This is a genomic window from Pseudomonas sp. AD21 (assembly GCF_002878485.1).
Taxonomy (GTDB): Bacteria; Pseudomonadota; Gammaproteobacteria; order Pseudomonadales; family Pseudomonadaceae; genus Aquipseudomonas.
This window is the reverse complement of the sequence record NZ_NQYG01000074.1, coordinates 1-24303: the sequence shown is the minus strand read 5'-3', so window position 1 is coordinate 24303 and position 24303 is coordinate 1. Positions and strand designations below refer to the sequence as shown.

The 24303-nt window shown below is 62.1% G+C and carries 21 protein-coding genes; 18 read left to right on the top strand and 3 right to left on the bottom strand.

Translation table 11 applies throughout. The features are described 5' to 3' along the window. Window positions 1-138: 138 nt before the first annotated feature. Window positions 139-1071, bottom strand: a complete 933-nt coding sequence (locus tag PseAD21_RS26270; protein WP_102358681.1) for a LysR family transcriptional regulator — start codon at window positions 1069-1071, stop codon at window positions 139-141. 71 nt (window positions 1072-1142) lie between these two features. Between PseAD21_RS26270 and PseAD21_RS26265 the strand changes: the two genes are divergently transcribed. Then, window positions 1143-2165, top strand: a complete 1023-nt coding sequence (locus tag PseAD21_RS26265; RefSeq protein ID WP_102358680.1) for an AraC family transcriptional regulator — start codon at window positions 1143-1145, stop codon at window positions 2163-2165. Between the two features lie 169 nt (window positions 2166-2334). Here PseAD21_RS26265 and PseAD21_RS26260 read toward each other — a convergent pair whose 3' ends face one another. Further along, window positions 2335-4032, bottom strand: a complete 1698-nt coding sequence (locus PseAD21_RS26260; protein ID WP_102358679.1) for a sulfatase-like hydrolase/transferase — start codon at window positions 4030-4032, stop codon at window positions 2335-2337. A gap of 389 nt (window positions 4033-4421) precedes the next feature. Here PseAD21_RS26260 and PseAD21_RS26255 point away from each other — a divergent pair, with 389 nt between their 5' ends. From PseAD21_RS26255 to PseAD21_RS26175, 17 genes are all read left to right on the top strand, one after another. Then, complete coding sequence (locus tag PseAD21_RS26255; protein WP_102358678.1) at window positions 4422-5774, top strand: UDP-glucose/GDP-mannose dehydrogenase family protein; 1353 nt, start codon at window positions 4422-4424, stop codon at window positions 5772-5774. Continuing rightward, window positions 5771-6808 carry an NAD-dependent epimerase gene (locus PseAD21_RS26250; protein ID WP_102358677.1) on the top strand — a complete coding sequence of 346 codons (1038 nt, stop codon included), beginning with the start codon at window positions 5771-5773 and terminating at the stop codon, window positions 6806-6808. Before PseAD21_RS26255 ends, PseAD21_RS26250 begins: the two co-directional genes overlap by 4 nt. Before the next feature lie 18 nt (window positions 6809-6826). Then, a complete protein-coding gene (locus PseAD21_RS26245) occupies window positions 6827-7573 on the top strand; it encodes a sugar transferase (protein WP_102358676.1) in 747 nt (248 codons plus the stop codon). Further along, window positions 7573-8220 carry a CpsD/CapB family tyrosine-protein kinase gene (locus PseAD21_RS26240; RefSeq protein WP_102358675.1) on the top strand — a complete coding sequence of 216 codons (648 nt, stop codon included), beginning with the start codon at window positions 7573-7575 and terminating at the stop codon, window positions 8218-8220. The genes PseAD21_RS26245 and PseAD21_RS26240 overlap by 1 nt, the downstream gene beginning before the upstream one ends. A gap of 21 nt (window positions 8221-8241) precedes the next feature. After that, window positions 8242-9267, top strand: a complete 1026-nt coding sequence (locus tag PseAD21_RS26235; RefSeq protein ID WP_102358674.1) for a polysaccharide biosynthesis/export family protein — start codon at window positions 8242-8244, stop codon at window positions 9265-9267. 17 nt (window positions 9268-9284) lie between these two features. Then, complete coding sequence (locus PseAD21_RS26230) at window positions 9285-10877, top strand: Wzz/FepE/Etk N-terminal domain-containing protein (protein WP_102358673.1); 1593 nt, start codon at window positions 9285-9287, stop codon at window positions 10875-10877. After that, a complete protein-coding gene (locus PseAD21_RS26225; RefSeq protein ID WP_102358672.1) occupies window positions 10874-11965 on the top strand; it encodes a glycosyltransferase family 4 protein in 1092 nt (363 codons plus the stop codon). Before PseAD21_RS26230 ends, PseAD21_RS26225 begins: the two co-directional genes overlap by 4 nt. Beyond that, window positions 11962-13332 carry an O-antigen ligase gene (locus tag PseAD21_RS26220; RefSeq protein ID WP_102358671.1) on the top strand — a complete coding sequence of 457 codons (1371 nt, stop codon included), beginning with the start codon at window positions 11962-11964 and terminating at the stop codon, window positions 13330-13332. The genes PseAD21_RS26225 and PseAD21_RS26220 overlap by 4 nt, the downstream gene beginning before the upstream one ends. Next, window positions 13329-14297: a glycosyltransferase family 2 protein gene (locus PseAD21_RS26215; RefSeq protein WP_102358670.1), complete on the top strand. Its 969-nt coding sequence runs from the start codon at window positions 13329-13331 to the stop codon at window positions 14295-14297. Before PseAD21_RS26220 ends, PseAD21_RS26215 begins: the two co-directional genes overlap by 4 nt. After that, on the top strand, window positions 14290-15426 hold the full coding sequence (locus PseAD21_RS26210) for a glycosyltransferase (protein ID WP_102358669.1): 1137 nt from the start codon (window positions 14290-14292) through the stop codon (window positions 15424-15426). Before PseAD21_RS26215 ends, PseAD21_RS26210 begins: the two co-directional genes overlap by 8 nt. A gap of 12 nt (window positions 15427-15438) precedes the next feature. Further along, complete coding sequence (locus tag PseAD21_RS26205) at window positions 15439-16440, top strand: polysaccharide deacetylase family protein (RefSeq protein WP_102358668.1); 1002 nt, start codon at window positions 15439-15441, stop codon at window positions 16438-16440. Further along, window positions 16437-17741, top strand: coding sequence for a lipopolysaccharide biosynthesis protein (locus PseAD21_RS26200; protein ID WP_102358667.1), 1305 nt, complete (start codon window positions 16437-16439; stop codon window positions 17739-17741). The genes PseAD21_RS26205 and PseAD21_RS26200 overlap by 4 nt, the downstream gene beginning before the upstream one ends. Continuing rightward, complete coding sequence (locus tag PseAD21_RS26195) at window positions 17738-19657, top strand: hypothetical protein (RefSeq protein ID WP_102358666.1); 1920 nt, start codon at window positions 17738-17740, stop codon at window positions 19655-19657. The genes PseAD21_RS26200 and PseAD21_RS26195 overlap by 4 nt, the downstream gene beginning before the upstream one ends. A 194-nt stretch (window positions 19658-19851) precedes the next feature. Next, window positions 19852-20541, top strand: a complete 690-nt coding sequence (locus PseAD21_RS26190) for an N-acetyltransferase (RefSeq protein ID WP_102358665.1) — start codon at window positions 19852-19854, stop codon at window positions 20539-20541. Between the two features lie 4 nt (window positions 20542-20545). Next, window positions 20546-21730, top strand: coding sequence for a GNAT family N-acetyltransferase (locus PseAD21_RS26185; RefSeq protein WP_102358664.1), 1185 nt, complete (start codon window positions 20546-20548; stop codon window positions 21728-21730). Beyond that, a complete protein-coding gene (locus tag PseAD21_RS26180; RefSeq protein WP_102358663.1) occupies window positions 21702-22493 on the top strand; it encodes a ChbG/HpnK family deacetylase in 792 nt (263 codons plus the stop codon). Before PseAD21_RS26185 ends, PseAD21_RS26180 begins: the two co-directional genes overlap by 29 nt. A 54-nt stretch (window positions 22494-22547) precedes the next feature. Continuing rightward, window positions 22548-23240: a GNAT family N-acetyltransferase gene (locus PseAD21_RS26175; protein ID WP_102358662.1), complete on the top strand. Its 693-nt coding sequence runs from the start codon at window positions 22548-22550 to the stop codon at window positions 23238-23240. 117 nt (window positions 23241-23357) lie between these two features. Here PseAD21_RS26175 and PseAD21_RS26170 read toward each other — a convergent pair whose 3' ends face one another. Then, window positions 23358-24164, bottom strand: coding sequence for a class I SAM-dependent methyltransferase (locus PseAD21_RS26170; RefSeq protein WP_102358661.1), 807 nt, complete (start codon window positions 24162-24164; stop codon window positions 23358-23360). Between the last annotated feature and the right edge of the window lie 139 nt (window positions 24165-24303).

Below are 24303 nucleotides of genomic sequence, written 5' to 3'. Positions count from 1 at the left end.
CCCGACACACCGCTTTCGCGAGCAAGCCCGCTCCCACAATTTGAGCGCATTCCTGCTGACCGAACACGATCGAATGTGGGAGCGGGCTTGCTCGCGAAAAGGCCGGCACTCACAACCTGTTCATAAACTGGCACACCGCTATCGCGAGCAGGCTCGCTCCCACAGGGGATGGGTGATGGCCGGGCCTGGTGGGTCGCCCAGGGCGCGCAACAGGCAGTGCATGGCTTCTTCGCGGCTGCGTTCGAAGCGATAGCGCGCTTCGATGTACAGTGCCAGTTTCAACTCCACGACATCCTCCAGAGGCAACGGCACCTGTTGCATACCCAACGCACTGGCGACCCGGCTGGGCAGGCTCAGGCCAAATGGCTGGCGGTCGGCGATCAGTTTTGCCGCCAGCGTGCTTTGTGTAGTCAGTGCGATCGTGCGGCGCATCCCCTTGAGGCCCAGTTGCAAATCCACCGGACTGAGCCCGTCACGCCGGCTCGACACCTGAATCTGCGGCTGCTGCAAATACGCCTGCAAGGTGCGCGGCGGCTCCTTCAGCGCCGAGCCATAGGCGAACACATAGTGATCCGTCGCAAGGCTGCGTTTATGCAAACCACTGAGCCCGGCCAGCGGTTGGTCGATGTCGATCAGGATATCGAGCTTGCCGCTGGCCAACTCTTGAAGGGCATCGCGCCGGCGCGGCTGAAAAAAACGCACTTGCCAGTCGGCATGTGGCGTTTCCAGCAAGGCATCGAGCAATACCGGCTGCAGACAATCCAGGCAACTGATGCGCAGCAACGGGTTGTTCTGCCGCGCCGCCGGAATCATCCGCAAGCCGTCACGCAGTGACTCCAGCGCCACGCGCACATAGTCGGCCAGCCGGTGCGCAACCAGTGTCGGCGTCACCCCCAGGCGACTCTTGATGAATAACGGATCCCCGCACAATTCACGCAGGCGCCGCAGCGCGTTGCTCATGGCCGGCTGCGACAGGCACATCACATCGGCGGCGCGAGTAACGCTGCGCTGCTGATAGATCGCATCGAAGGCAAGCAGCAGGTTCAGGTCGAGCTGGCGTAAATCAAGCATGGTCTTGCTCCGGCAAATCGCTTAACGTCGGCCAGCCTAACCAGTGTCCAGGAACAAGCGGTGAGCCCTACATGACAAAAATCAATCAGCCGCCCGCCAACGCCTTTTATGCCCCGACCTTGCTACCGGCGATCGAAGAGTTGCTGGCGCGCGGCGTTGCCCGCGAAGCCATCGAGGCGCAGTTTCATCGCAGCCTGTTCGACTTGCGCACACCGTTCATGCGCATCCCGTTGGTCCTGTCGCGACGGTTCTGGGCGTTTGCGCTGGAACAGAGCGGCGATCCACTGATCGGGCTGGCGGCAGGCCGACGCTTCGTGTCCACGGCCACCAACGGTCTGACGTACCTGTTCGATATCGCGGTGTCGCTGGAGAGTGCCTGCGCTTACTTCGTGCGCTTCTTTCCGTTTTTCAACGGGCACTTTCAGGCGCAGATCGTGCGCGAAAACGGTGACGTCGAATTGCGCCTGATCGAGTCCGGCAGCCTGCGCGCCGCCCCCGCCACCGCCGATTACATTCTGATCAGCCTGTGCAGCATGTTGCGGCGCAAATTGCTCGCCAGTGGCCTGGGGCGTGATCCGGTGTTGGGTGTGCAACTGCTTTCGCCGAGCAGCGCGGAACACGAGCGCGCCTTTCGTGCTCCGGTGCAGGGCTCGCGGCAGTCCCCGGCGATCCGCCTCGATCCGCAGCTGTTCGTGGCGCCACTGACTCCGTGTAACCAGGCGCTGGAACAGACTTTGGTGGAACTGCTGGAACAGACCCGACGCAACAGCGAAGCGACCTTGCTCGAACAGCTCAGCGACTATCTGATCGAGGACTTGGCAACGGCGGACTGGAAACAGTTCTGCGCAGACCGGCACCTGGTAGAGCGCACTGCGGCGCGGCGCCTGAAAGTATTGGGCTGGGGTTTTTCCGAGTTACTCGATGAATACCGGCGTTATCGGGCCGAAGATCTGTTGCAGGCGGGCGAGCTGGAGCTGGTGCAGATTTCCGATCGGCTGGGCTACAGCGATGTGCAGAGTTTCAACCGCGCATGTCTGCGCTGGCTGGGGTGTGCGCCGGGGGTGTATCGAGCTCGATGGCTCTCGGTTGCCTGATCCGGCCGCATCGCTTGCAGGCAAGCTCCCGCAAGGGATGTGCATCTTCCACTTCCAACTGTGAAAGCTTGCAGAGTTCCCCTGCAACACAGAAGCTCCCACAATTGAAATGCGATCCCCTGTGGGAGCTTGCCTGCAAGCGAAGAGGCCAGTTGGCTCTACACAAATCTCACTCCCCGGCCGCCACACTGGTCGCTGCCTCCCCCGGCGTCACAATCGTCTTCAGATCGATATGCTTCCACTCAGGCTTGGCCCCCAACCGCGCATTGAAGCGGTAATTGAAGGTGAAATCGTCCGCCGTCGGTACCGTCAACGGCTTGCCATACATTGCCTCAATCCCCGCTATGTCGTAGCCCATCAACTGCAGCAGCGTCGGGAAGATGTTGTAGTGGCTGGAACGGTCCTTGTTCACCGACAACGACTGCGCCCAGTCCGGGCCGTGCAATTGGTCGCCCTGAATCACCACCAGTGGCACCAGCCCCTCCTCCTCCACCGGGTCGCCGCCGCAGTGCGTATTGAGCCCGGGGTTGCCGCGTTCATGCAGATCCTGACCGTGATCGGAGGTGTAGATCAGCAGCGCATTGTTCAGATTGGCCTGAACAAATACCCGCGCGAAGAACTCGCCGACGTTCCACAGCACCGTGTTCTTGTACGCGTTGCGGTACAACACCCAATCGTCCGGCTGGCCGTTGAAACCATCGCGCTTGCCGGTGTCGGCCACCTCGGTGAACTGCCCACGGGGCAGCGTCGGGCGGTAAGCCATGAACGCGTCGGGGTATTTGTCGTGCACCGGGAAATGCGCGCCAACCTTGTTGATCACCACCAGCTCCGGCTGATCGTCGTTAAGCAGTTCGATCAGCTTCGCGGCGGCGGCCATGTCACGGTCACGCACGCTGGTCTGATCAAACTGGACGAACTGGTCGATGTCTTTTTTCTCGGTGTCAGTCATCAGGTTCTGCAGATTGCCGCCCGTGCGCTGGGCGTCGACGTACACCGTGCGCAACCCGGCCTTTTTCGCGTACTGCCAGATCGACGGCAGGGTGCTGTTGATCCGCATGTAATCGGCGCGGGTGCCGCCGTAGCGCAGCGTAACGTTGGTGTCGGCGCTGCAGTTGGCAATGGACGCGGCGTAACCGTAGTTGAAAATATCGACACCCGGATGCGCCTGCTTGAGGTTGCTGTGCACCCCGAACGGCGCATTGATGTCCAGGTAATTGCCGGAAATGCTTTCGTCGATGATCAGCACGATGTCGTGATTGACCGCCGGGACGTTGCGCGCCAGCGTTACCGGCTCACGCGGGCCAACCGTGTTGTGCAGCGCTTCATAGGCGAACAGGTTCAGATAGGCCAGCGGCGCGTACATGATCGGCAAGCCGCGCGCGCCCTCGCCCGCCCGCAGAAACAGCACCGCGCTCAACAGCAACACCCCACACACCGGCGCCGCCACCCGCAATGCGTTGGGCACCGCCAGCGCATGGCGCGGCTTGAGCCCGATGCCGAACAGCAACAGCAGGCCACTGAGCGCGCCATGAATGATCGCGTCGCGGTACTGGTAGGCGGCTTCCTGGATGAAGCCGCCGGAGTACACCAGCGAGACAAAGCTGCTGTAGCTCAGATAATCAGCGGTTACCCGGGTATAGACATCAAAAAATACCGCCGAGATAAATAGCGTTATTGCCAATAAGTGCCGAATCAGCGCCTGACGAATATAAGCCGTTAGATATAACGCTAAAGTGAGCGCCAAAAACATCGCGCCAAAAAGAAGTACAGCAAAACCGACACCGATAGCATTTAACCGATCGATGTAATATTCGGAATAAAGCAGCAGATAAATGATTAAAAGCAGTTCTTTCAAATATCGAAACATGGCAATTCCGGTCGCGCAAAACGGCATTCGGTCAATAGTTTGTCGGTCAAAATCTGACACTAGCACCCGGCCATCAAAGCGCAAGAAAAGCCTGACTTTTCTGTCAAGCGTCAAAAAACTGTTGACTCATTCCTGACACACTCCAGGCGCTACAAGTCTTTAATTTCACGGCTTTCGACCGTTTATCGATTTCTTTTAAATGTGAAAAAAGCGTCAAGAACGCGACAAATCCAGCAATAGCAAGCACTTGATGGCCAATAGCCTGAAAAAGCCCGGTGTTATACACATGCAACATGTCATTTTGCTGACACGCTTTCCCACGCCTGCGCTATACCCCTTTTGACAGTTCAATTTCGTTCTTCTTCCACCGTCTTACGAGGCACGCCAATATGGACGTGAGCGTATTTGGTACGGGCTATGTTGGCCTTATTCAAGCAGCCGCACTTGCCGATGTCGGACATCGGGTTTTATGTGTGGATATTGACCCGAACAAGATTAAACAACTGCAACAGGCCGTTCCGCCTATTAGCGAACCGGGGTTGTCCGCAGCGCTGGAAGAAAACATCAAGGCCGGCCGTTTGCTGTTCAGTACCCAGGCCAGCGACGCGGTGGAGCATGCCGAGCTGATTTTCATCGCCGTGGGCACCCCGGCCGATGAGGACGGTTCCGCCGACCTGAGCCACGTGCTCAACGTCGCCCGGCAGATCGCTTCGCACATGGAGGCCGATCGCACCCTGATCATCAAATCCACGGTGCCGGTCGGCACGGCGGACCAGGTCGCCGCCAAAGCCAACGAAGAGCTGCTGCGTCGCGGCAAAAGCAACCTGAAGGTACGAGTGGTGTCCAACCCCGAATTTCTCAAGGAAGGCAGCGCCCTCGCCGATTGCATGCGCCCGGACCGGATCATCGTCGGCACCCGTGACGACGCGGCCCGCGAGCAGATGAGCGAACTCTACGCACCGTTCTGCCGCAACCACGAAAAACTGATGTTCATGGACAACCGCAGCGCCGAGCTGACCAAGTACGCGGCCAACGCGATGCTCGCCACGCGCATCAGCTTCATGAACGAACTGGCCAACCTCACCGAACTGCTGGGCGCCGACATCGAAGCCGTGCGCAAAGGCATCGGCTCCGACCCACGCATCGGCTACCACTTCATCTATCCAGGTTGCGGCTTCGGCGGCTCGTGCTTCCCCAAGGATCTGCGTGCCCTGCTGCACACCGCCGAGCACAACGGCATGCCACTCAAACTGCTGCGCAGCGTCACTGACGTCAACGACAGCCAGCGGCACATCCTGTTCAGCAAACTCAAGGCACAGTTTCCGCAAGGCCTGGCCGGCAAGTCGATCGCGATCTGGGGCCTGGCGTTCAAACCCAATACCGATGACATGCGCGAAGCCCCCAGCCGCTACCTTATGGATGCGCTGTGGGCCGAAGGCGCCAGCGTGCAGGCCTACGATCCGGAAGCCATGTCCGAATGCCGGCGCCTGTATGGCTATCGCAACGACCTGCACCTGTGCGCCACCCGTGATGACACCCTGGAAGATGCCGATGCGCTGGTGATCTGCACTGAGTGGAAAAACTTTCGCGTGGTGGATTTCGAGCTGCTGGCGAGCAAGCTGCGCTCCAAGGTGATTGTCGACGGTCGCAACCTCTACAACCCGGAACACGTGGCCGCCGCCGGCCTGCACTACAGCGGCATCGGCCTGCGCCACATCGCTCCGGAAGGACTGCGCCCATGAAAATCCTGGTCACCGGCGCAGCCGGCTTCATTGGCGCCCATTGCGTGTTGCGGCTGATGCGCGACGGGCATGCGGTGGTCGGCCTGGATAATTTCAACGGCTACTACGATCCGCAGCTCAAACACGATCGCGTGCAATGGGTGCGCGATCAGGTCGGGCATTTCCCGCTGGCACGGATTGATCTGGCCGATGCCGCCGCGATTGAAGCGCTGTTTGTCCGCGAGCAACCGCAAGTGGTGATCCACCTCGCGGCGCAGGCCGGGGTGCGCTACTCGCTGGAAAACCCGAAGGCCTATCTGGACAGCAACCTCTGCGGTTTCCTGAACATTCTCGAAGGCTGTCGGCATCATCCGGTCGAGCATTTGATTTACGCCTCGTCGAGTTCGGTGTACGGCGCCAACCAGCACATCCCGTATTCGGTGCACGACGGCGTCAATCACCCGCTGTCGCTGTACGCCGCGACCAAAAAAGCCAACGAGCTGATGGCCCACAGTTACAGCCACCTGTTCGGGATTCCCTGCACCGGCCTGCGCTTCTTCACCGTGTACGGTCCCTGGGGCCGGCCCGATATGTCGCCGATCCAGTTCGCCCGGGCGATCACCGAAGGCACGCCGCTGAAACTGTTCAACTACGGCGAGCACCAGCGCGATTTCACTTACATCGACGACATCGTCGAAAGCATCGCGCGTCTCACCGACCATCCGCCGCACAACCACCCGGAGTGGGATCGTGAACACCCCGACGCGGGCAGCAGCATGGCGCCGTGGTGCCTGTTCAACATCGGCGGCCACCACCCGGTGGAGCTGAAAACCTATCTGGCGCTGATGGAAAAACACCTCGGCCAGAAAGCCATTGTCGAGCTCTTGCCCCTGCAACCGGGCGATGTGCTCAACACCTGTGCCGAGACCGATGATCTGGCCCAGGCCACCGGGTTCCAGCCCCGGATCGAGCTGGATGAAGGACTGGGGCGTTTCATCGCTTGGTTTCGCGACTACTACCCCACGGCCTATCGCCCACGCGCCGCTCGCGGCTGAACATCAGCGGAGGACCCCATGACTGGACATGAGCAAGGTGTACCGATCAACCAGATGCGCCGCGACAAGCGCATGGACCCCGAACACCGAATGCGCCTCGATACCGCCATCCACATGCAAGGCCGTGGCTGGTTGACCGGCCGCGACGGTGGCCGGCCATGGACGTTGTCGCGCACTAACCGCGTGATGGCCTGCGTCGGTGCGTTGGTGATTCTGGTGGTGTTTTCACCGCTGCTGCTGGGCCTGGCGCTGACCATCAAATTCACCAGCCCGGGGCCGGTAATGTTCGTGCAAAAACGCACCGGCTATCGCGGCCGCAAGTTCGGCATGTACAAGTTCCGCACCATGGTGTGCAACGCCGAAGAACTGAAGGAATCGCTGCGCCACCTCAACAAACACGGGGTCGACGCCATCGATTTCAAGATCGACAAGGACCCACGCATCACCGGGATCGGCGGTTTCCTGCGGCGTACCAGCCTCGATGAACTGCCCAACCTGTTCAACGTGGTGAGCGGTGACATGCGCCTGGTCGGCCCGCGTCCGACCTCGTTCAACGCCTACCGCTACAAGGACAGCCACCTCGCCCGCCTGAGCATCTACCCCGGCATGACCGGCCTGTGGCAGATCTCCGGGCGCAGCAACATCGACTTCGACCAGCGCGTTGAGTTGGACCTCAGCTATATCGCCGAGCAAAGCCTTTTGCTTGATCTGAAGATCCTGTTGAAAACCCCTTTCAAAGTATTCAGCGGCCACGGAGCAAGCTAATGGACGGTTCAACCAATAAAAGCCTGAGCATTGCCAACCCCAGCGAATCGAACCTGATCTCGACCGTGCTGGATCTGGATCTGCGGATCCTCTTTCTGACCGCCGCCAACCCCGGCGCGGGCACCACCCCCAGTGCCCTGGCACTGGCCAGCCAACTGGCGCAAATGAGCAGCGGCCAGGTGCTGCTGGTCGATGCCAGCCAGTCGGCGGGCAACCTCACGCAGCAATTGAACCTCGGCAAGGAGCGCGGCCTGCGCGACCTGCTGTTCAACCCGGACAACCCGCCGCTGTTGCAGGACTGCGTGGTGCAGGTCTCGAGCCTGCCGTTCCATGTGCTGCCCAATGGCCGGCCGATCCGCACTCTGGAGCACCTGACTGCCGAGCGCCTGAGCCCTCTGCTCGATCGGTTGGGCACCCAGTACCGCTTCGTGGTGATCGACGGTGACGCGGTGTATTCCGCCGCCGACACGCTGGTGCTCGCCACTCAGGTCGACGGCGTGGTGTTCGTGGTACGCGCCGAGGACACCCGCTGGGAAGTCGCTCAGGCCGCCGTGCAACGCCTGACCCAGGCCGGGGCAAAAGTGGTCGGCAGCGTGTTCAACCGGCGCAAGTACTACATGCCCAAATGGCTTTACAAAAACCTGTAAGCAAACGCGAAGGATGACGCCATGAACGCCAAGATACTTGTTCTGCTGATGCTGCCGCTTGCAGGCTGCTCCAGCACTTCCGAAACCCAGAACATGCCGGTGAATATCCTCACAGCCACGCCGGCCAACGCCCAGGCGACCGACATGCCCAAGGTCGAACAGACCCTGCGCCCGCAAGACGTGCTGGATGTGATCTTCCACATCAGCACCAGCGGCTCGGACGCCTACCGCGTGCAGTCGGGTGACCAGATCGGTCTGAATTTCACCGCCGCCAGCCAGCTCAACGGCAACCAACTGGTGCTGCCCGACGGCACCATCAGCCTGCCGGGCGCCAACACCTCGGTGAAAATCGCCGGGCTGACCGGTGAGCAAGCGCGTGATGAAATCCAGCGCGCCTATCAACGCAAACAGCTGTTCCAGCCCAACCGCAATCAGCTGACCGTGCAGATCATCAGCCCGCTGACCAATGAGCAGAACCTGAAAAGTGCGCTGAATCACCCGGCCACCGGCATGAGCCGCGAAATCACCGTGGGCAACGACGGATATGCGAGCTTCCCGGAAATCGGCGCCGTGCCGCTGCAAGGCATGACCATCAATCAACTGGAAACCTTCCTTAACCAGAGGTACGCGCAATTGCCCGGAAAGATGAGCGTCGATGTGATGCTCAAGTCCACCGCCGGCAACGAGATCTACGTGCTCGGCGAAGTCGGTCAACCGGGTTCCTACCCGATCCGCCGCCCGGTCTCGGTGCTTGAAGCGCTGACCCTGGCCCGTGGCACCAACGTCAAGGCGCGTCTGGATTCGGTGGTGATCATGCGCCGCAACGGTAATCAGGTGCAGGCCGTGCACTACGACGTGGAAAAAGCCCTGGCGGGCGACGCGTCGCAGATCGCCTACCTGCAACCGGACGACATGCTGTTCGTGCCGAAAACCAAACTGGCGAGTGCCGGCGAATTGGCTCGGCAACTGGCAGACGTGGTGTTGTTCCAGGGCGTGGGCTTCAGCTTCGGCTACCGCGTCGACAACAAAAGCAGCAGCAGTAACTGACTCCCAGGTGAACGATCATGAATCCAAAGGAAAACTACCTGCATGAGTTCTTCAGGATCTTCTTCGCCAACAAGCAACTGGTGAAACGGGTCTTCCTGATCTTTGCAGTCATCGCACTGCTGCTGCCATTGGTGCTCAAACAGAGCTTCGATATCACCGCCCAGGTGATCGTGCAGTCGAAAAAACTCTCCCAGGGTGACGCCACCACGTCACTGACGGTCGATAACGCCACCTTCATTCCGCCGTCGCTGGCGGACATGGAAACCGAAAGCAATATCCTGCGGTCCCCGGCGCTGATCCGCCAGACCATCAGCGAGCTGCGCGACAAGGGCGAGTACGACCCACCGGTGGGCGTGTTCGCCAAACTGGTGAGCGACCCGTTCCGGCGCTACGTCTCCTCGCCACTGCGCCAGTACGTGATCAATCCGCTGCGCAACATGCTCGGGCTGCAAACCGATCCGGTGCGTGACACCGTGCTCGACGGCCTCACTCAACAGGCCCTCGACAGCCTGAAGATCGAGACCCTGCCCGGCTCCAACGTGATCTCGATCATCTACAGCTTCCCGGACCCGCATCAAGGCACGACGTTTGTCGCCAGCCTGCTGCAGAACTATCTGGTCAGCCGTCAGGCGCTGCAATCGATCGACCTGCCGCAATCCTTCTACGAAACCAAGAAGCACCTGTATCAGGTACGTCTCGATGGGCTGGAAGGCAATCGCCAGACGCTGCTGGAGAGTGTTGCATCGTCCGATCCGAAGGAAGAAATCACCTTCCGCCTGAACGCGATCAACACTGAAGAACAAGCCCTGAACCTGTACCAGGATCGCCTGTTGCAGAGCCAGCGCTGGCTCGAATACCTGAAAACCGCACTGACTGCCGCCAGCAGCAACAAGCTCAACGACTACACCTTCCCCTTCACCTTCACCACCACCGTCGATAACGTGGCGTTCGAGGATCGGGAAATCAAACAGTTGGGCGAGCAACTGACCACCCAGGTCAGCCGCTACATGAATGACCTCGCGGTGTTCCAGCCTGGCAGCGAGCCGATGCTGCTGACCCGCGAACAGATCGCCCGCACCCGCCAGCAGTTCCTCAAAGTGGTGAGCAACCGCATTCAGGAACGCACCAACGACCTGGCCGTGGTGCAACAGGTGATCGACCAGAAAACCGCGCGCATCGCCGAGTTCAAGAACCGCATCCACACCTTGCAGCAGACCCAAAGCAAGCTGCGGCAGATGGACACTGAAATCGACGCGCTGCACACGGCGTTTTCGACCTACGCGCAGCGTTTTGCCGAAAGCAGCACGGCCGGGGCGCTCAACGATGACCTGTCGAACGCCAAGGTGCTCAGCCCGCCGTTCGAACCGACCGAGCCGGCCTTCCCCAAACCGCTGCTGATCATCCCGTTCGGGCTGTTCACCGGTCTGTTGCTGGCGATTGCCCTGGTCTACGTGCGTGAGTTCTTCGATCATCGTTTCAAACACCCAGCGCAAATCACCCACGAACTGGGCCTGCCGGTGTTGCTGGTGATCAACGACGAGAACGTGCTGCCACGCAATCCGCACAAGAACTGGACCGTACCAAGCTTCGTGCACTGGGTGCGCAATTGAACACGCAGTCCACCCCGAACGCCGCGCTGCCGATCATTCATTTGCTCAGCAGTGGCGGCTTCTATGGGGCCGAGCGCATGTTGCTCGATCACTGCCTGGCGACACCGGGGCAGCACCAGGTGCTGTTTCTCGATGCACCGCCGGCATTGATCGCGCGCTTTCGCGAGGCTGGGGTGGACTGCCGTGGTTGCGCCGGCCTGAGCGAGCTGTTGCGCCACTTGCGTGCCCGGCGCAGCGAACAGCCGCTGATCAACACCCACAACTTCAAGGGGCTGTTGTTCGGCTGGGTCGGGGCGACGCTGTTGCGTTTGCCGCTGGTCATCACCCAACACGGCTTCACTCCGCGCAGTCGCAAGCAGAAGTTCTACACCTGGCTGAGTCTGCAGTTGTGCCGCACGGCGTCGGTGGATCGCGTGGTGTGTGTGGCCGAGAGCATCGCCGTGCTGCATCGTCAGGCCAGCGTGCAGGCGGAAAAACTGCAAGTGATCCCCAACGGATTACCCGCCGCCGATGCGCGGGTCTGCAACGTTGACCGCCAGCGCTGGCTGGCCGGTTACGTCGGACGCCTGAGCAGCGAGAAAGGCCCGGACCTGTTTCTCGACGCGCTGATTCCGCTGTGTCACCAGCATCCGCAACTGGATGCGGTGATGCTCGGCGACGGCCCGGAACGCGAGCTGCTGCAGGCGCGAATCGACGCCGCCGGACTGTCACAACGGATTCGCCTGCCCGGTTACCAGACGGCCATGCAACCGTGGTGGCAGCAGCTGGATGCACTGGTGATCAGCTCGCGCACCGAAGGCACACCGATGATTCTGCTCGAAGCGATGCAGGCCGGCGTACCGGTAGCGGCGTTCGCGGTCGGTGGTATTCCCGATGTCCTTGAGCACCGGCATAGCGGCCTGCTGGCGACACCCGCCGACAGCGCCGCCCTCGCCCGTCAGATCGACAACCTGCTGAACGAGCCGAACCTGGCCCGGCAATTGTGCGACAACGCAAAGCGTACGCAACAGGATCGCTACGACCTCAAGGCTTTGGCCGAACGCTGGTCGCAGCTGTACATCCGCACGGCACGGGAGGCACGCGCATGATTTTCCCGCTCTCGATCGTCACTCTGCTCGGCCTGGTGTGCATCGGTTTGCTCGCCAGCCCTTATCCGTTTCTGGCACCCGGCGCGGTCATCGGCCTGGTGGGTTTCTCGGTGTTGTACCGCAAGCCGACCTGGGGCCTGCTGGGGATTGCCGCGCTGGTGCCGTTCGAAGGTTTCTTCAAGGACAGTTCGCTGTCCGGGAGCAAACTGATCGGCGCCTCGCTGGCGGTGATTCTGATGCTGCAACTGGCCATGCACCAGATTCCCGGCGAACGCCTGCGCAGCAACCTCTGGCGTTTTCTGGCGTGGTTTCTGGTTCTGTATTTCCTCAGCCTGCTCAACACCGATGACATGGGCATGTCGCTGGGGCATCTACGTGAACTGAGCGTCGGGCTGATCCTGTTTGTCATCACTCTGCTGATCGGCCGCGAACTGAACCTCGACCTGTTCGCCAGACTGGTGACCCTGAGCGTCAGCGCCACCTGCGCCATGGCGATGTTCTCGACCAAATTTCAGGATCAGGGCCGCGCAGCCGGTCTGCTTGAAGACCCCAACGCGTTTGCCCTGCTGATCGCCTTCGCCATTCCGCTGGCGCTGCTGCTGGTGATTCGCGGCCCGACCCTGCTGCACCGGTTGTTCTGGGGCGCCTGCTGCCTGTTGCTGCTCGGCGGCATGACCAAGACCGAGTCGCGCTCCGGGTTGGTGGTGGTGGCGTTGAGTCTGTTGATCGGCTGCTGGCACTACCGCGCCCAACTCACCCGAATCCGCCCGCGGCACCTGGGGTTCGCCATGCTCGGCGCGGCCATCGTGATTCCGCTGGCGATCTACGCGATGCCCGCCGGTTACATCGCGCGCATTCAATCGCTGAGCGTGCTCAGCGCCGGGGCCAAGGGCCACGACGACGAATCCCTCGGTCGCCGTGCTTCGTACATCGTGGTCGGCGGGCAGATGATCCGCGAGAACCCGCTGCTCGGCTCCGGCCCCGGCACCTTCCCGCTGCACTACGCGACCACCGGGTACGCCAAGGCGTTTTCTGCCAATCGCAAGGTCGGCGACCTGTACCGTCGTGCGCACAACACTTACCTGGAAATCTTCAGCGAACTGGGGATTCCCGCCGGCCTGCTGTTCGTCGGCATGCTCGGCCTGGGCTTGTATAACCTGATTCGCGCACGCGCCGCGTGGATGCTGCGGCGCGACTGGCAACAGGCGGACCTGATGACCCACCTTGGCGTGAGCTTCCTGTCGCTGACCCTGTTCTTGATGTTCCTCAGCGCGCCGAACCAGAAATACGTGTGGATCATGCTCGCGCTGACCAGCGTCCTGCGCCTCAAGGCCGAACAAGCACCCCTGACCGAGGCCCGCGCATGAGCCGGATCAGCATCATCATCCCGATGTACAACGAGGCCCGGCACATTGGCCGCACCCTGCTGGCCGCGCAAAAAGCCGCGCATGCGGCCAATGTCGATTGCGAGTTGATTGTGGTCGACAACGGTTCGAGCGACGACGGCCCGCACATCGCCCGCCAGTTCGGCGCACAGGTGCTGGTGCTGCCGGGCTTGCTGATCGGCGCCCTGCGCAATCGCGGCGTCTTGCTGGCGAGCGGTGAGTGGATCGCCTTCATCGATGCCGACGTCGAAATGCCCGAAGACTGGCTCCTGCCGCTGTTCGAACTGCAAGCCAGCAGTCAGGCCGATGTGTTCGGCCTCGATCTGCACACGCCCGCCGCTGCGCCGTGGTACGCCGCCGCCTGGCAACGGCGCACGCTGCGCCCGTCGAGTCAGGCATCACACGCGGTGGACTGGCTGCCCAGCTCCAACCTGCTGATGCGCCGGCGCTGGTTCGACAAGGTCGGCGGCTTCAACGAACACCTGCGCACCGGCGAAGACAAGGAATTCACCCTGCGCCTGCACGAACAAGGTGCGCGGTTAGTGTCAGTGAACAGCCGCGTGGCCCTGCACTGGGGCTACGAGATGAACTGGCGTGAGTGGATGGGCAAGGAAATGTGGCGCCAGGGCAGTCATCTGCAGTTGCTGCGCACCCACGGTTTCAGCTTGCGGCTGCTGCGCTTCCCGCTGCTCTCGCTGGCAGTGTGGATTCTGGATTTCCTCGCGATCTCCGCCCTGCTCGACGGTTTTCCGCATCACGCAGCGTTCATGGTGTTGCTGACCCTGTTGCCCGGACTGCTTCTAAGCATTCGTCAGAGTTCACGCCATCACGACCCGGGCCTGACCCTGCAGCTTTGGGGCCTGCACTGGGTGCGCCTGCACCTGGCCGGCGCCGCCCTCATTCTCAGTCTGTGTCATTGGAACGCCAGGAGGCCTGCCCGTGGCTGAATTCATTTTCTGGATGTGCCTGCTGCTGCCGGTGTACGCCTATCTGGGCTATCCACTGCTGCTGACCGTGCTGGCGCCGCTGTTCCCGGCCTGGCGCCACACCCCGGCGCCACCGCTGAACATCAGCATCGTGATCGCCGCGCACAACGAGGCGCGACACATCGAGCACAAGTTGCGCACGCTGCTGGCGCAGGATTACCAACCGGCCACGTTGCAGATCATTCTCGCCAGCGACGGCTCCACCGACGACACCGTGGCCTGCGCGCACAAGGTGGTTGATTCGCGCATCAACGTGCTCGATCTGCCTCGTCAGGGCAAAGCGGCGACGCTGAACGCCGGCGTGGCACTGGCCATCGGCGACATCCTGGTGTTCACCGACGCCGACAACCAATGGTCGCGGGAAACCCTCGGCTACCTGCTCGCGCCACTGAGCGACCCCAACGTCGGCGCCTGTGCCGGGCACATGGTGATTCCGGTGACTGGCGGTGGCTTGAGCGTCGGCGACAGTCTGTACCGGCATTACGAAGGCTGGCTGCGCCGGGTCGAGAATCGCACTGGCTGCATGGTCTCGGCCGACGGCGCGCTGCTCGCTCTGCGCCGCGAGCTGTTCCAGAACGTGCCGGCGGAGGTCAATGACGATTTCTTTCTGAGTACCTGCGCACCGGTCGCCTTCAAGCGCATTGTGTATGTGCCCGAGGCGCAAGTGATCGACCACGGTGTCGACGAAGCGGACAAACAGTTCCGCCGCCGTCAACGCGTGACCGTCGGTGGCCTGCAAAGCCTGGCCCAGCGCAGTGAGCTGCTCAACCCACTCAAACATGGCCTGTATTCGCTGGCGCTGATCAGCCACAAGCTGATCCGCCGCCTGGCGCCAATCCTCCTGCTGCCGTTGCTGCTGAGCAACTTCTGGCTGTGGAACGACCACGGTTTCTATCGACTGGCCCTGATCGCCCAACTGGTCGGCTACGCCATTGCGCTGGCCGGGTTGCTGGACTCGCAACATCGCTTGCCCAAACCGTTTCGTCTGGCCGCGTTCCTGCTGGTCACCCTCGCCGGGATGAGTCTCGGCCTGTGGCAGTTCCTGCGCGGCCACCGATATGCCCAATGGAATCCCGAACAGAACCGTTAGAGGACTCAGGCCATGGCGATCAAACAATTAATAAAACGCACCAGTGGCTGGCTTTACCTCAACTCCCCCGTGGGACGAAATCAGTTGCAGGGCGCCGGGGTGATCCTGATGTTGCACCGGGTGCTGGCCAACGACCGCGCCGCCGACCTGCCGCACCGCAATGAACTGTGCGTGGGGCCGAAAGCCTTCGAGCATTTGCTGGTGTGGTTGCGGCGGCACTTCGATTGCGTACCGCTGATGGACATTCTTGCGCCGAACTCGCTGCGCAGCGAACGCCCACGGGTGGCGCTGACCTTCGACGACGGCTGGCGCGACAACGCGGTCAACGCCTTCGCGCTGCTGCAAAAGTATCAGGTACCGGCGAGCATCTTTCTCTCCACCGATTTCATCGGCAGCCGCCAGCGCTTCTGGTGGGAAAGCCTCGGCGAAACCCTGTGGGGCAGCCATGGCGAAAAAGCCCGCATGCACTTGATCGAGTACCTGCACATGATCCACCACCCGCTGCCGGTGCTGGTGGACGACATCGATGTCGACCGCCGCAGCCTGTCGTTGCTGCATTACCTGCATAGCCTCAAGAACCTTGAACCGGCGATGCTCGAACGCCTCGCCGACGAATGCCCGCCCGAAGCGCAGCCGCAAGCGCTGGACTGGCATCAGGTGCGGGCGCTGGAGGCTTCAGGGCTGGTGCGTTTCGGCCCGCACGGCGCCAGCCACGCGATCCTCACCGAACTGGACGACGTGCGTCTGAACCAGGAAATCAGCCGCAGCCGTGACGCCTTGAACAACGGCTGCAACCGGCCACTGCCGGTGTACTGCTACCCCAACGGCAACAACGACGAGCGCGTGCGCAAGCAGATTGCCGAGCACGACTACCCGTTCGCCCTCGGCACCGGCACCGGCATCTATCGCGGCGAAGGCGACCCGCTGAACCTGCCACGTTTCGGCGTCAGCCAGCGCACCGCGCGCAATCCTGAGCTGCTGTCGTGGCGCATCTTTCGCGGCAACCGGCCATGAGCCGCAGCCACTACCTCAAGCATCTGGCGCTGAGCATGGGCACCAAACTGGCGATGATCACCCTGCGTTTGTTGCGCAACGTGCTGCTGGCGCGGATTCTCGGGCCGAGCGAACGCGGGCTGTTTGCCCTGCTCAGCACCCTGCCGGACTTGATCAGCGCCGCCACCAGCGGCGGGCTGAACTCGGCCGTCGGCTATCAGGCCGCCAAGCAACGGCCGATGGGCCTGCTGCTGAGTCAGGTGCTGGTGTTCGGGTGTCTGCTCGCCGGTCTGCTGACCCTGTTGGTGGTGGCGCTGGTGCGCGAATTTGGTGGCGAGCTGGATGTGACCGTGCAACTGGGGCTGCTGGCCTGGCTGTTGCTGCTGGCGGTGCCGCTGACCGTACTGAAAAGCGGCCTGCTGACCTTGCACAATGCCTCCGGCGGCGTGGTCGCGTTCAACGCCTTGCGCCTGACCGAATCGCTGGCCCCGTTACTGCTGTTTCTCGCGCTGTTCTGGATGTGGAAAAGCGCGGCACTGGAAGCGGCGCTGATCAGTTGGCTGGCCGGGATCAGCCTGGTGGTGCTGGCCGGTTGGGTCTGGCTCAAACGCGCACAACCGCTGCACCTGCAATGGGATCGCGCCAGCCAGAACGAATTGCTGCGCTACAGCGCGCGTAGCCATCCGGATCTGCTGTTCCAGCAAGTGATTCTGCGCTCGGATTACCTGTTCATCGGCGCGCTGCTCGGCAGCACCGCGCTGGGTCATTACGCAATGGCCAGCGCCGCCGCCGAACTGCTGCTGATCGTCCCGGAAGCGGTGACCACGCCGCTGATGAAACGCCTGCTGCAACAGGACGAAGGCATGGACAAGGTCACCCCGCTGGCCCTGCGCCTGACCGCCACGGTGATGCTCGGCGCGTGCCTGTGCATGGCGCTGATCGGCAACTGGCTGATCGTCACCCTGTTCGGCGCCGCCTACCAACCGGCGTATCCGGCGCTGCTGGCATTGCTGCCGGGGCTGCTCGGGCTGTGCTACGCAAGCATCCTGCGTCTGGACCTGCTGGGGAAAAACCGTCCCGGCACGGTGTCGCTGCTGATGGGCCTCGGCGCCCTGCTCAATCTGGCGCTGAACCTGGTGCTGATTCCGGCCTACGGCATCGTCGGCGCGGCGGCGGCTTCGTCGATCGCCTATCTGGCGGTAACGGTCGCGATGCTGGTGTTGTACTGCCGTTTGAGTGGTGTGGTGTTCTGGCAAACCCTGATCATCCTGCCCAGTGACGTCGCGCCGATGTGGCAGATGTTGCACCGGAAGGCCGTATGAAAGGCCTGGTCCTGCTGCTCGGTCTCGGCCTGTCGCTGGACACCTTTGCCGCGTCAATGCGCTGGGGCGAGATCCGCGACGGCAGCCTGTACCTGCAAACCGATCGTCCGGACACCGTGACCGTGCGCTGGACACCCGCGTGGCAGGCGGACGCCAACGAAGAGCATCTGTACCTGCTCGACGGCCAGGGCAAATTGCAGGGCGAACGCTTGATCAAGGCCAGCGAAACCCGTGGTACCCAGAGTTGGCCGTTGCTGCCGGGCGCCGCCAGTTATCGTCTGGAGATCCCCGGCTACAGCTTCCGTAATTACCGGGTCGAACACGATGAACACACCGTGGCGCAGTTCGAGCCGGCCAAGGTGCATTTCAGCGCGCAGACGCAGAACGGCGACGAGTTGTATTTCAAGGTCGCGCCGGGGGAACACGCGGTGCTCGCCGGCAAGTTTCATGGCGGGGTCAACACCTTGCAAGCGCAACGGGTCGGCGATGACCGGCCACTGACGCTGACACTCAAACCCTATCGCGCCTATTGGCAGTTCGACCAAGTGGCGTTGCCGGTCAGCGCGCGCGAACAGGTCTGGCGCCTGCGCCTGCAAGGCAGCGGTAAAGCGGCGTTCTGGCTCGATGGCACGGCCAACCGGTTTGCGCAGAGCCCGCAGCAACTGCAACCCCTGCGCGAGGACGCCGGGCAGACCCGTTTGACCCTGCACGACAAAGTGCTCGGGCGCACGCCGGATCTGGGCATCGCCCTGCCCTACGTGATGCCGCCCCCGGCCAGTCATGCCGTGCTGGATGCGTTGAAACCTACCGCCGGCAGCTACTACAGCTTTGTCGATGTCACGGCGAAGAACCCGCATTTCGAAGACACGTTCCGCCAGGCCTATCAGGATCGCTTCGGCATCCGACAGGACATCACCCTGCTCGCTGGCAGTCAGCGCCAGGCCGATCTGCGCGCCGATGTGCAAAGCAACAACGGCCTTGACGCCTGGCTCGCCGGCACTCGGGCATTGGGCGGCAAAGGCACCCACTACATCGGTTTTGCCGACGAGCCGAACCTCAACTATTCAAGCTTCGAGCAATACCGGGCGATTTTCGCCAGCATGGCCAGACAGGTGCGCAGCGATCCGGCGAACGCCAAGGCCGGGGTGCGCATCGCCATGCCGGCCAGCTCACGACTGATCAACGGGCCGTTCGCCGACAACGCGGCGGACAAGCGCGGCATCGATTGGGCCCGGCGCTTGCTGAGCGAATCGGCCGATCAGATTGATGCACTGGCGTGGCACGAATGGATGATCCGCGACCTGCTCGCCACCCGCGTCTACCGCGACAGCGTGCGCCGTGCTGCCGAACTGGTCGGCCTCGACGCCCATGGCCAACCGCGCAAAGCCTTGTTGCTGGACCAGACCAATCTGTCCAGCGGCTCCAGCCTCAGCCCCTACGATCAGGAAACCCACTACGCCTCGCTGTGGTGGACCTCGGTGGTGATCAACGCTTCGCAGGACGGTTTGCTGAGCATGCTCAACTGGTTTCAGGCCGCCGACGAGCCGCAGTACCCCAAGGGCATGCTGCGGGTGTTGGGCGACGATCACTTCGAGCTGAAACCGGTCGGCTTCGCTCAGCAGTTCATTGCGCAGCACTGGCTGCATCAGGTGTTGTGGCTGGAAAACGATGCGTTTGAAGTCGATGTGCTGGCGATGGCCGGTGACGGCCAGCATGGCCTGCTCGGCGTGAACAAAGGCACGCGTTTGCAGCGTGTCGACCTGAGCGGCGCCAAGTGCCCGCTGAACAACGGTGCCCTGCGCTACTTCGGCGCGGACAACCGCAGCCGCGACGCGCCATTTGCCTGCCGCGACGGACGCGTCAGCTTCGACTTGCCAGGGGAAACCCTGTTCGCCCTGAGCTGGAGCGCGTCATGAACCCAATTCCGAACAATCAGACGAACATAAAACTGTGGCGAGGGGATTTATCCCCGATGGGCTGCGAAGTAGCTCAATTTTTTCAGGCTTTAAAAGCGACGACTGCTGCGCAGCCGATCGGGGATAAATCCCCTCGCCACAAAAGCCCAACTCCACAGGGTTCGCCCGCGCCAAAAGGTTCAGGAGTACAGAACATGGGTATCATCAGCAAACTCAGCCAGCACATCAAACAAAAAGGCCTGCACGCCACCCTTGGCAAAGCGTGGAAGCACTACGTGTTTTTCCATCAGGAACTGCTGTGGATGGAGCGCGACCTGGTCAGCCCGGTGCCGCCGCACAGCCTCAAACCCTATCCGGTGCTGCGGGTGGTGAAGATCACCGCCGACAATGCCAGCGCCTTCGCCCGCTACTTCGGCGACCGCATCGCGACCATGGCCGAGCTGGCCAACGAAGGGCACACCGGGCACATGCATCTGGACGATCAGGGCGATGCCGTGGCGTTCATCTGGGGCAGCGCGCGGGACTATTTCGATCGGCATTACTACGGCTGCATGTTCCCGGTAAAAACCGGCGAGTTCTTCGAATTCGGTGGCGAGCTGACCCGCGCCTACTGGGGCACCGAACTCTCGGTGGACCTGCAACTGGAGCTGTGGAAAGCCATGGCGCAACAGGGCTGCGACAAGGTTGTGGACGTCTGCGAGTTCCACAACATCCCGGCGCTCAAACTGCACCTGCGCATGGGTTACACCGAGCAAGGCCGGATCATGAACGTCTATACCCTGTTCGGTCGCTGGTATTTCCACCGCGAAACCCGCTACAGCGGCTCGCGCCTCGAAGCGTTGCGCAAACCGTCCCGTCCACCTGTCCAAGCAACGGCGGCCTGAGCCCATGACGGCGCGATTCGAATGGCGCACCTCGCTGTGCGCCGCCGACTTCCCGGCAGCCGCGTATGACGCGCTGCGCCTGCGAGTGACCGACCACACGCCGTTCAACAACCTCGGCTGGTTGCGTGCGGCAGAGCTGACCCTTGGCGAGGGTGAACGGTTGCACATTCTGCTGGGTTGGGAAGCTGACGAATTGCGCCTGTGCCTGCCGCTGGTGGCAGCTCGCGAACGCTTTACCGGAGTGCCGTTCCGGGTCCTGCACCACCTGGGCTATCCGTTGGCCGACCGCTTGGCGCTGCTGTCGCTTCTCGATGCCCAAGACATGCGCCAGGCCTTGCGACTGATCCGTCAACGGCTGCCCCACGCGCTGCTGCAACTCAACGAATTGTCCGAACAGGCGGGGGAAGAAAGCGCCCTCACCCCATGGATGCCGGCCAGCTCCACCGGTGAGCGACGCCTGAGCTGTCGGGTGCCGGTGCACCTGATCAGCGAGGCCGATCATCAGGAGGTCTCCGGCGACCCGCGCTACAAGCTGCGGCGGGCGCGCAAACGGATTGCCGCGTGTGGTGCCGAGGTGCGGCGGATCACCCCCGACGCATTGAGCATGCCGCCGTTGCTGAAGGTGCTCGGCGAAGTCGAAGCAGTGAGCTGGAAAGGCGACGAAGGCGTGGGGATTTTTGCCAGCGAACGCAGCCGGCAATGCATCGAAAATGCCTTCACCGCCCTCGCCGCCCAAGGTCTGGTGCGCGTGGTGACGCTGGAACTCAACGGGCGCTGCATCAGCTATCGCCTCGGCCTGCTCGAACAAGGCCGACTGTACGACTACAACCTCGCGTTCCTGCCGCAATACGCCGATCTGGGCAGCGGCCGGGTGCTGCTGGAGGAATGGATTCGCTGGGGGCTGGACGAGCACTGGCGCTGGATCGATGCCTCGCGAGTCAGCCTGGAAAACTCCAGCCACCAACTGCACGAGCGCATGACCGGCCAACTCGAACACTGGCGCTGGAGCTTCTATTCCTGGCGCCCCAGCGGTCTGCTGCTGGGGCTGGGGTTGCGCCTCTGGCATCGCTTGAAACCGACGGTACAGCAATGGCGGGCGCGGCGTGCGGCCAAGCCCGCAGCGGCACCGACACCTGTCGTCATCACTGCGGAGGGCGATCATGCCTCGCCAAGTCATAGTCAACGCTGACGACTTCGGTCTCAGCCCGAACGAAAACGCGGTGATCTTCGCCGCGTTTCAGGCCGGGGTCATCAGCAGTGCCACGGCCATGGCCAACATGCCGGCGTTCGAAGCAGCCTGCGCCATGGCCCGACATGCTTTGCTGCAAGGTCGGGTCGGGTTGCATTTCAACCTGACGTACGGCCGGCCGCTGAGTGCGTCGATCCTGCGCAGTCGCACCTTCTGCGACGACCACGGTGTGTTCGACCTCAACCTGCCACGCCACAGCCTGTGGCTGGGTCGCGAAGATCGCGATGCGGTGCGCGAGGAGCTGCAGGCGCAGTGGCAGCGCTGTGTCGACCACGGTATGCGGCCCAGCCACATCGACTCGCATCAGCACGTGCACAACATCTGGCCGATCGGCGAAATCGTCGCCCGGTTTGCCGCCCACCAAGGCGTACCGATTCGCCTGGCGCGCAATCTGGGGCAGAACCTCAGCCTGCCCAAACGCGTGTTCAAAGGTTTGCTCAACTGGCGTTTGCAGAGCCTGGCCGGTGCCACGGCGAACTACGTGTGCACACCAGTGGACCTGCGCAACGACCCCGCGCCGAGCGACGGCGTGCTGGAAATCGTCGCCCACCCGAATCAGCTCGGGAGCGACTTCGGTGATGCCTACCTCAACCCCGGCGAATCCCTGAGCCGCGTGCTGGAGCAGCGCCTTGGCGGTGTGCCACGGGTGTCCTATGCCGATCTGAACAAGGATTTTTTACGCGGTGCCGCGGCACTCGATTGATTCATACCCACAACAGCAACGTCACCACACCGGGCCTCGGCCACGGAGGGCAACATGAACGTCATCGGAAAACTGCGTGATCGTATCCGTCAAAAAGGCTTTCGCCATTTCTTCGCCGGTCTATGGAAGCGCTACGTGTTCTTCCACTGGGAACTGCTGTGGATGCAGCGCGATCTGGTGACCCCGGTACCGCCGCACAAGCTGCGTCCGTACGAGGGAGTGCGCAAAGTCGATATCACGCCGCACAACACCGGGGCCTTCGCCAAGCACTTTGGTGATCGCGTCGAGACCATGGCCGAACTCGCTGCCGAGGGCCACACCGGACACATGTACCTGGATGCCGAAGGTCATGCGGTGGCGTTCATCTGGGGCAGTATTCGCGACTACCACGACCGTCACTATTACGGCTGCTGGTTCCCGGTCAAACCCGGTGAATTCTTCGAGTTCGGCGGCGAGATGGCCCGGCCGTATTTCGGCACCAGTCTGTCGGTGGACGTGCAGGTCGCCCTCTGGGAAGCCATGGCCGCCCAAGGCTGCCACACCGTCGTGGACACCTGCGAAACCCGCAACATCCCGGCAATGAAACTGCACATCCGCATGGGCTACCACGAACAGGGGCGCATCACCCACGTCTACGGCCTGTTCGGCCGCTGGCGCTTCTACCGCGAAAGCCGCTATGAAGGCTCACGGCTGGATAAACTGCGCAAACCGGAGCCATCGGTGGTGAGTGCCGCGGCCCAGGCTTGATCAATCGTTAACGGTGTGGTGGCCATTCGGCCGCCATCGCGAGCGGGCTCACTCCTACAGTGGACGGGTGTCGTACACAAATCCTCTGTAGGAGTGAGCCTGCTCGCGATGGGTCCATCAGGCCTTGCTGGCGACCAGAGTGAAGCACAGCGGCATCTGCGTTGGCTGATTCAGGTACTGGTCGTACACCTCTTCCCGGTTCGAATGCGGGTATTCCTTGAAGTGCACGATGTTCAGCCCGGCCGCGATGGCGCCGCTGAAGATCGCGCCGAGGGTGTGCACGAACCAGTAGGACTTGGCCGCCTGCTGCTCGACCTTGCCGACGTAGACGATCGGTTCTTCCTGCACGAACGGCTCGGCGCGGAAGTAAGAAGTGGCGAGGCGGTACGGGTCTTCGCCGTCGGGGTCGACCATTTCCAGAAACGGATGGGTTTCGTAGATCACCAGTTTGCCGCCCGGTTTGAGGGTCGAGGCGACATGACGGAAGAACTCGCCGATATCGGGCATCCAGTTGAGGACGCCGATGGTGATCAGCGCCACGTCGAAGCGGCTGTGCAGTGAGGCCGGCAGATGATGGACATCAGCTTCGATAAATTCGGCGTTGTACGGCGAGCGCTGATTCAACTCGCGGGCCTGTTCGAGGAAGGCACTCGACTGATCGACCCCGACCACCGCTCGCGCGCCGAGAGCAAACAGCGACAGGCTTTCGCGGCCGTTATTACAACCCAGTTGAATCACCGCTTTGCCGTCCACACCGACCTGTTCCAGCAGGCCGCGCAAGGTGTCGTCGAGGCAGGAGAAATCAGCCTGTGACACGTCGTTCAACAGCGCTTGCCATTCCACCGACTCACGGTGATGGCGAGCGGAGTCGTTCCATGCCTGTCGATTGCTGTCGACGGCGGTTTTATTGTTGGGCACTTCCATGGCGCACTCCGGACGATGCTCGTGATTGAGCGGCCCCGAGTCTAAATCAGCCCGACAATCCGGGTTGTTGCGAACTTGTAAGCCCTCACACGCCCCCCTGTGGGAGCGGGCTTGCTCGCGAAGGCGTCGGTCCAGCCAA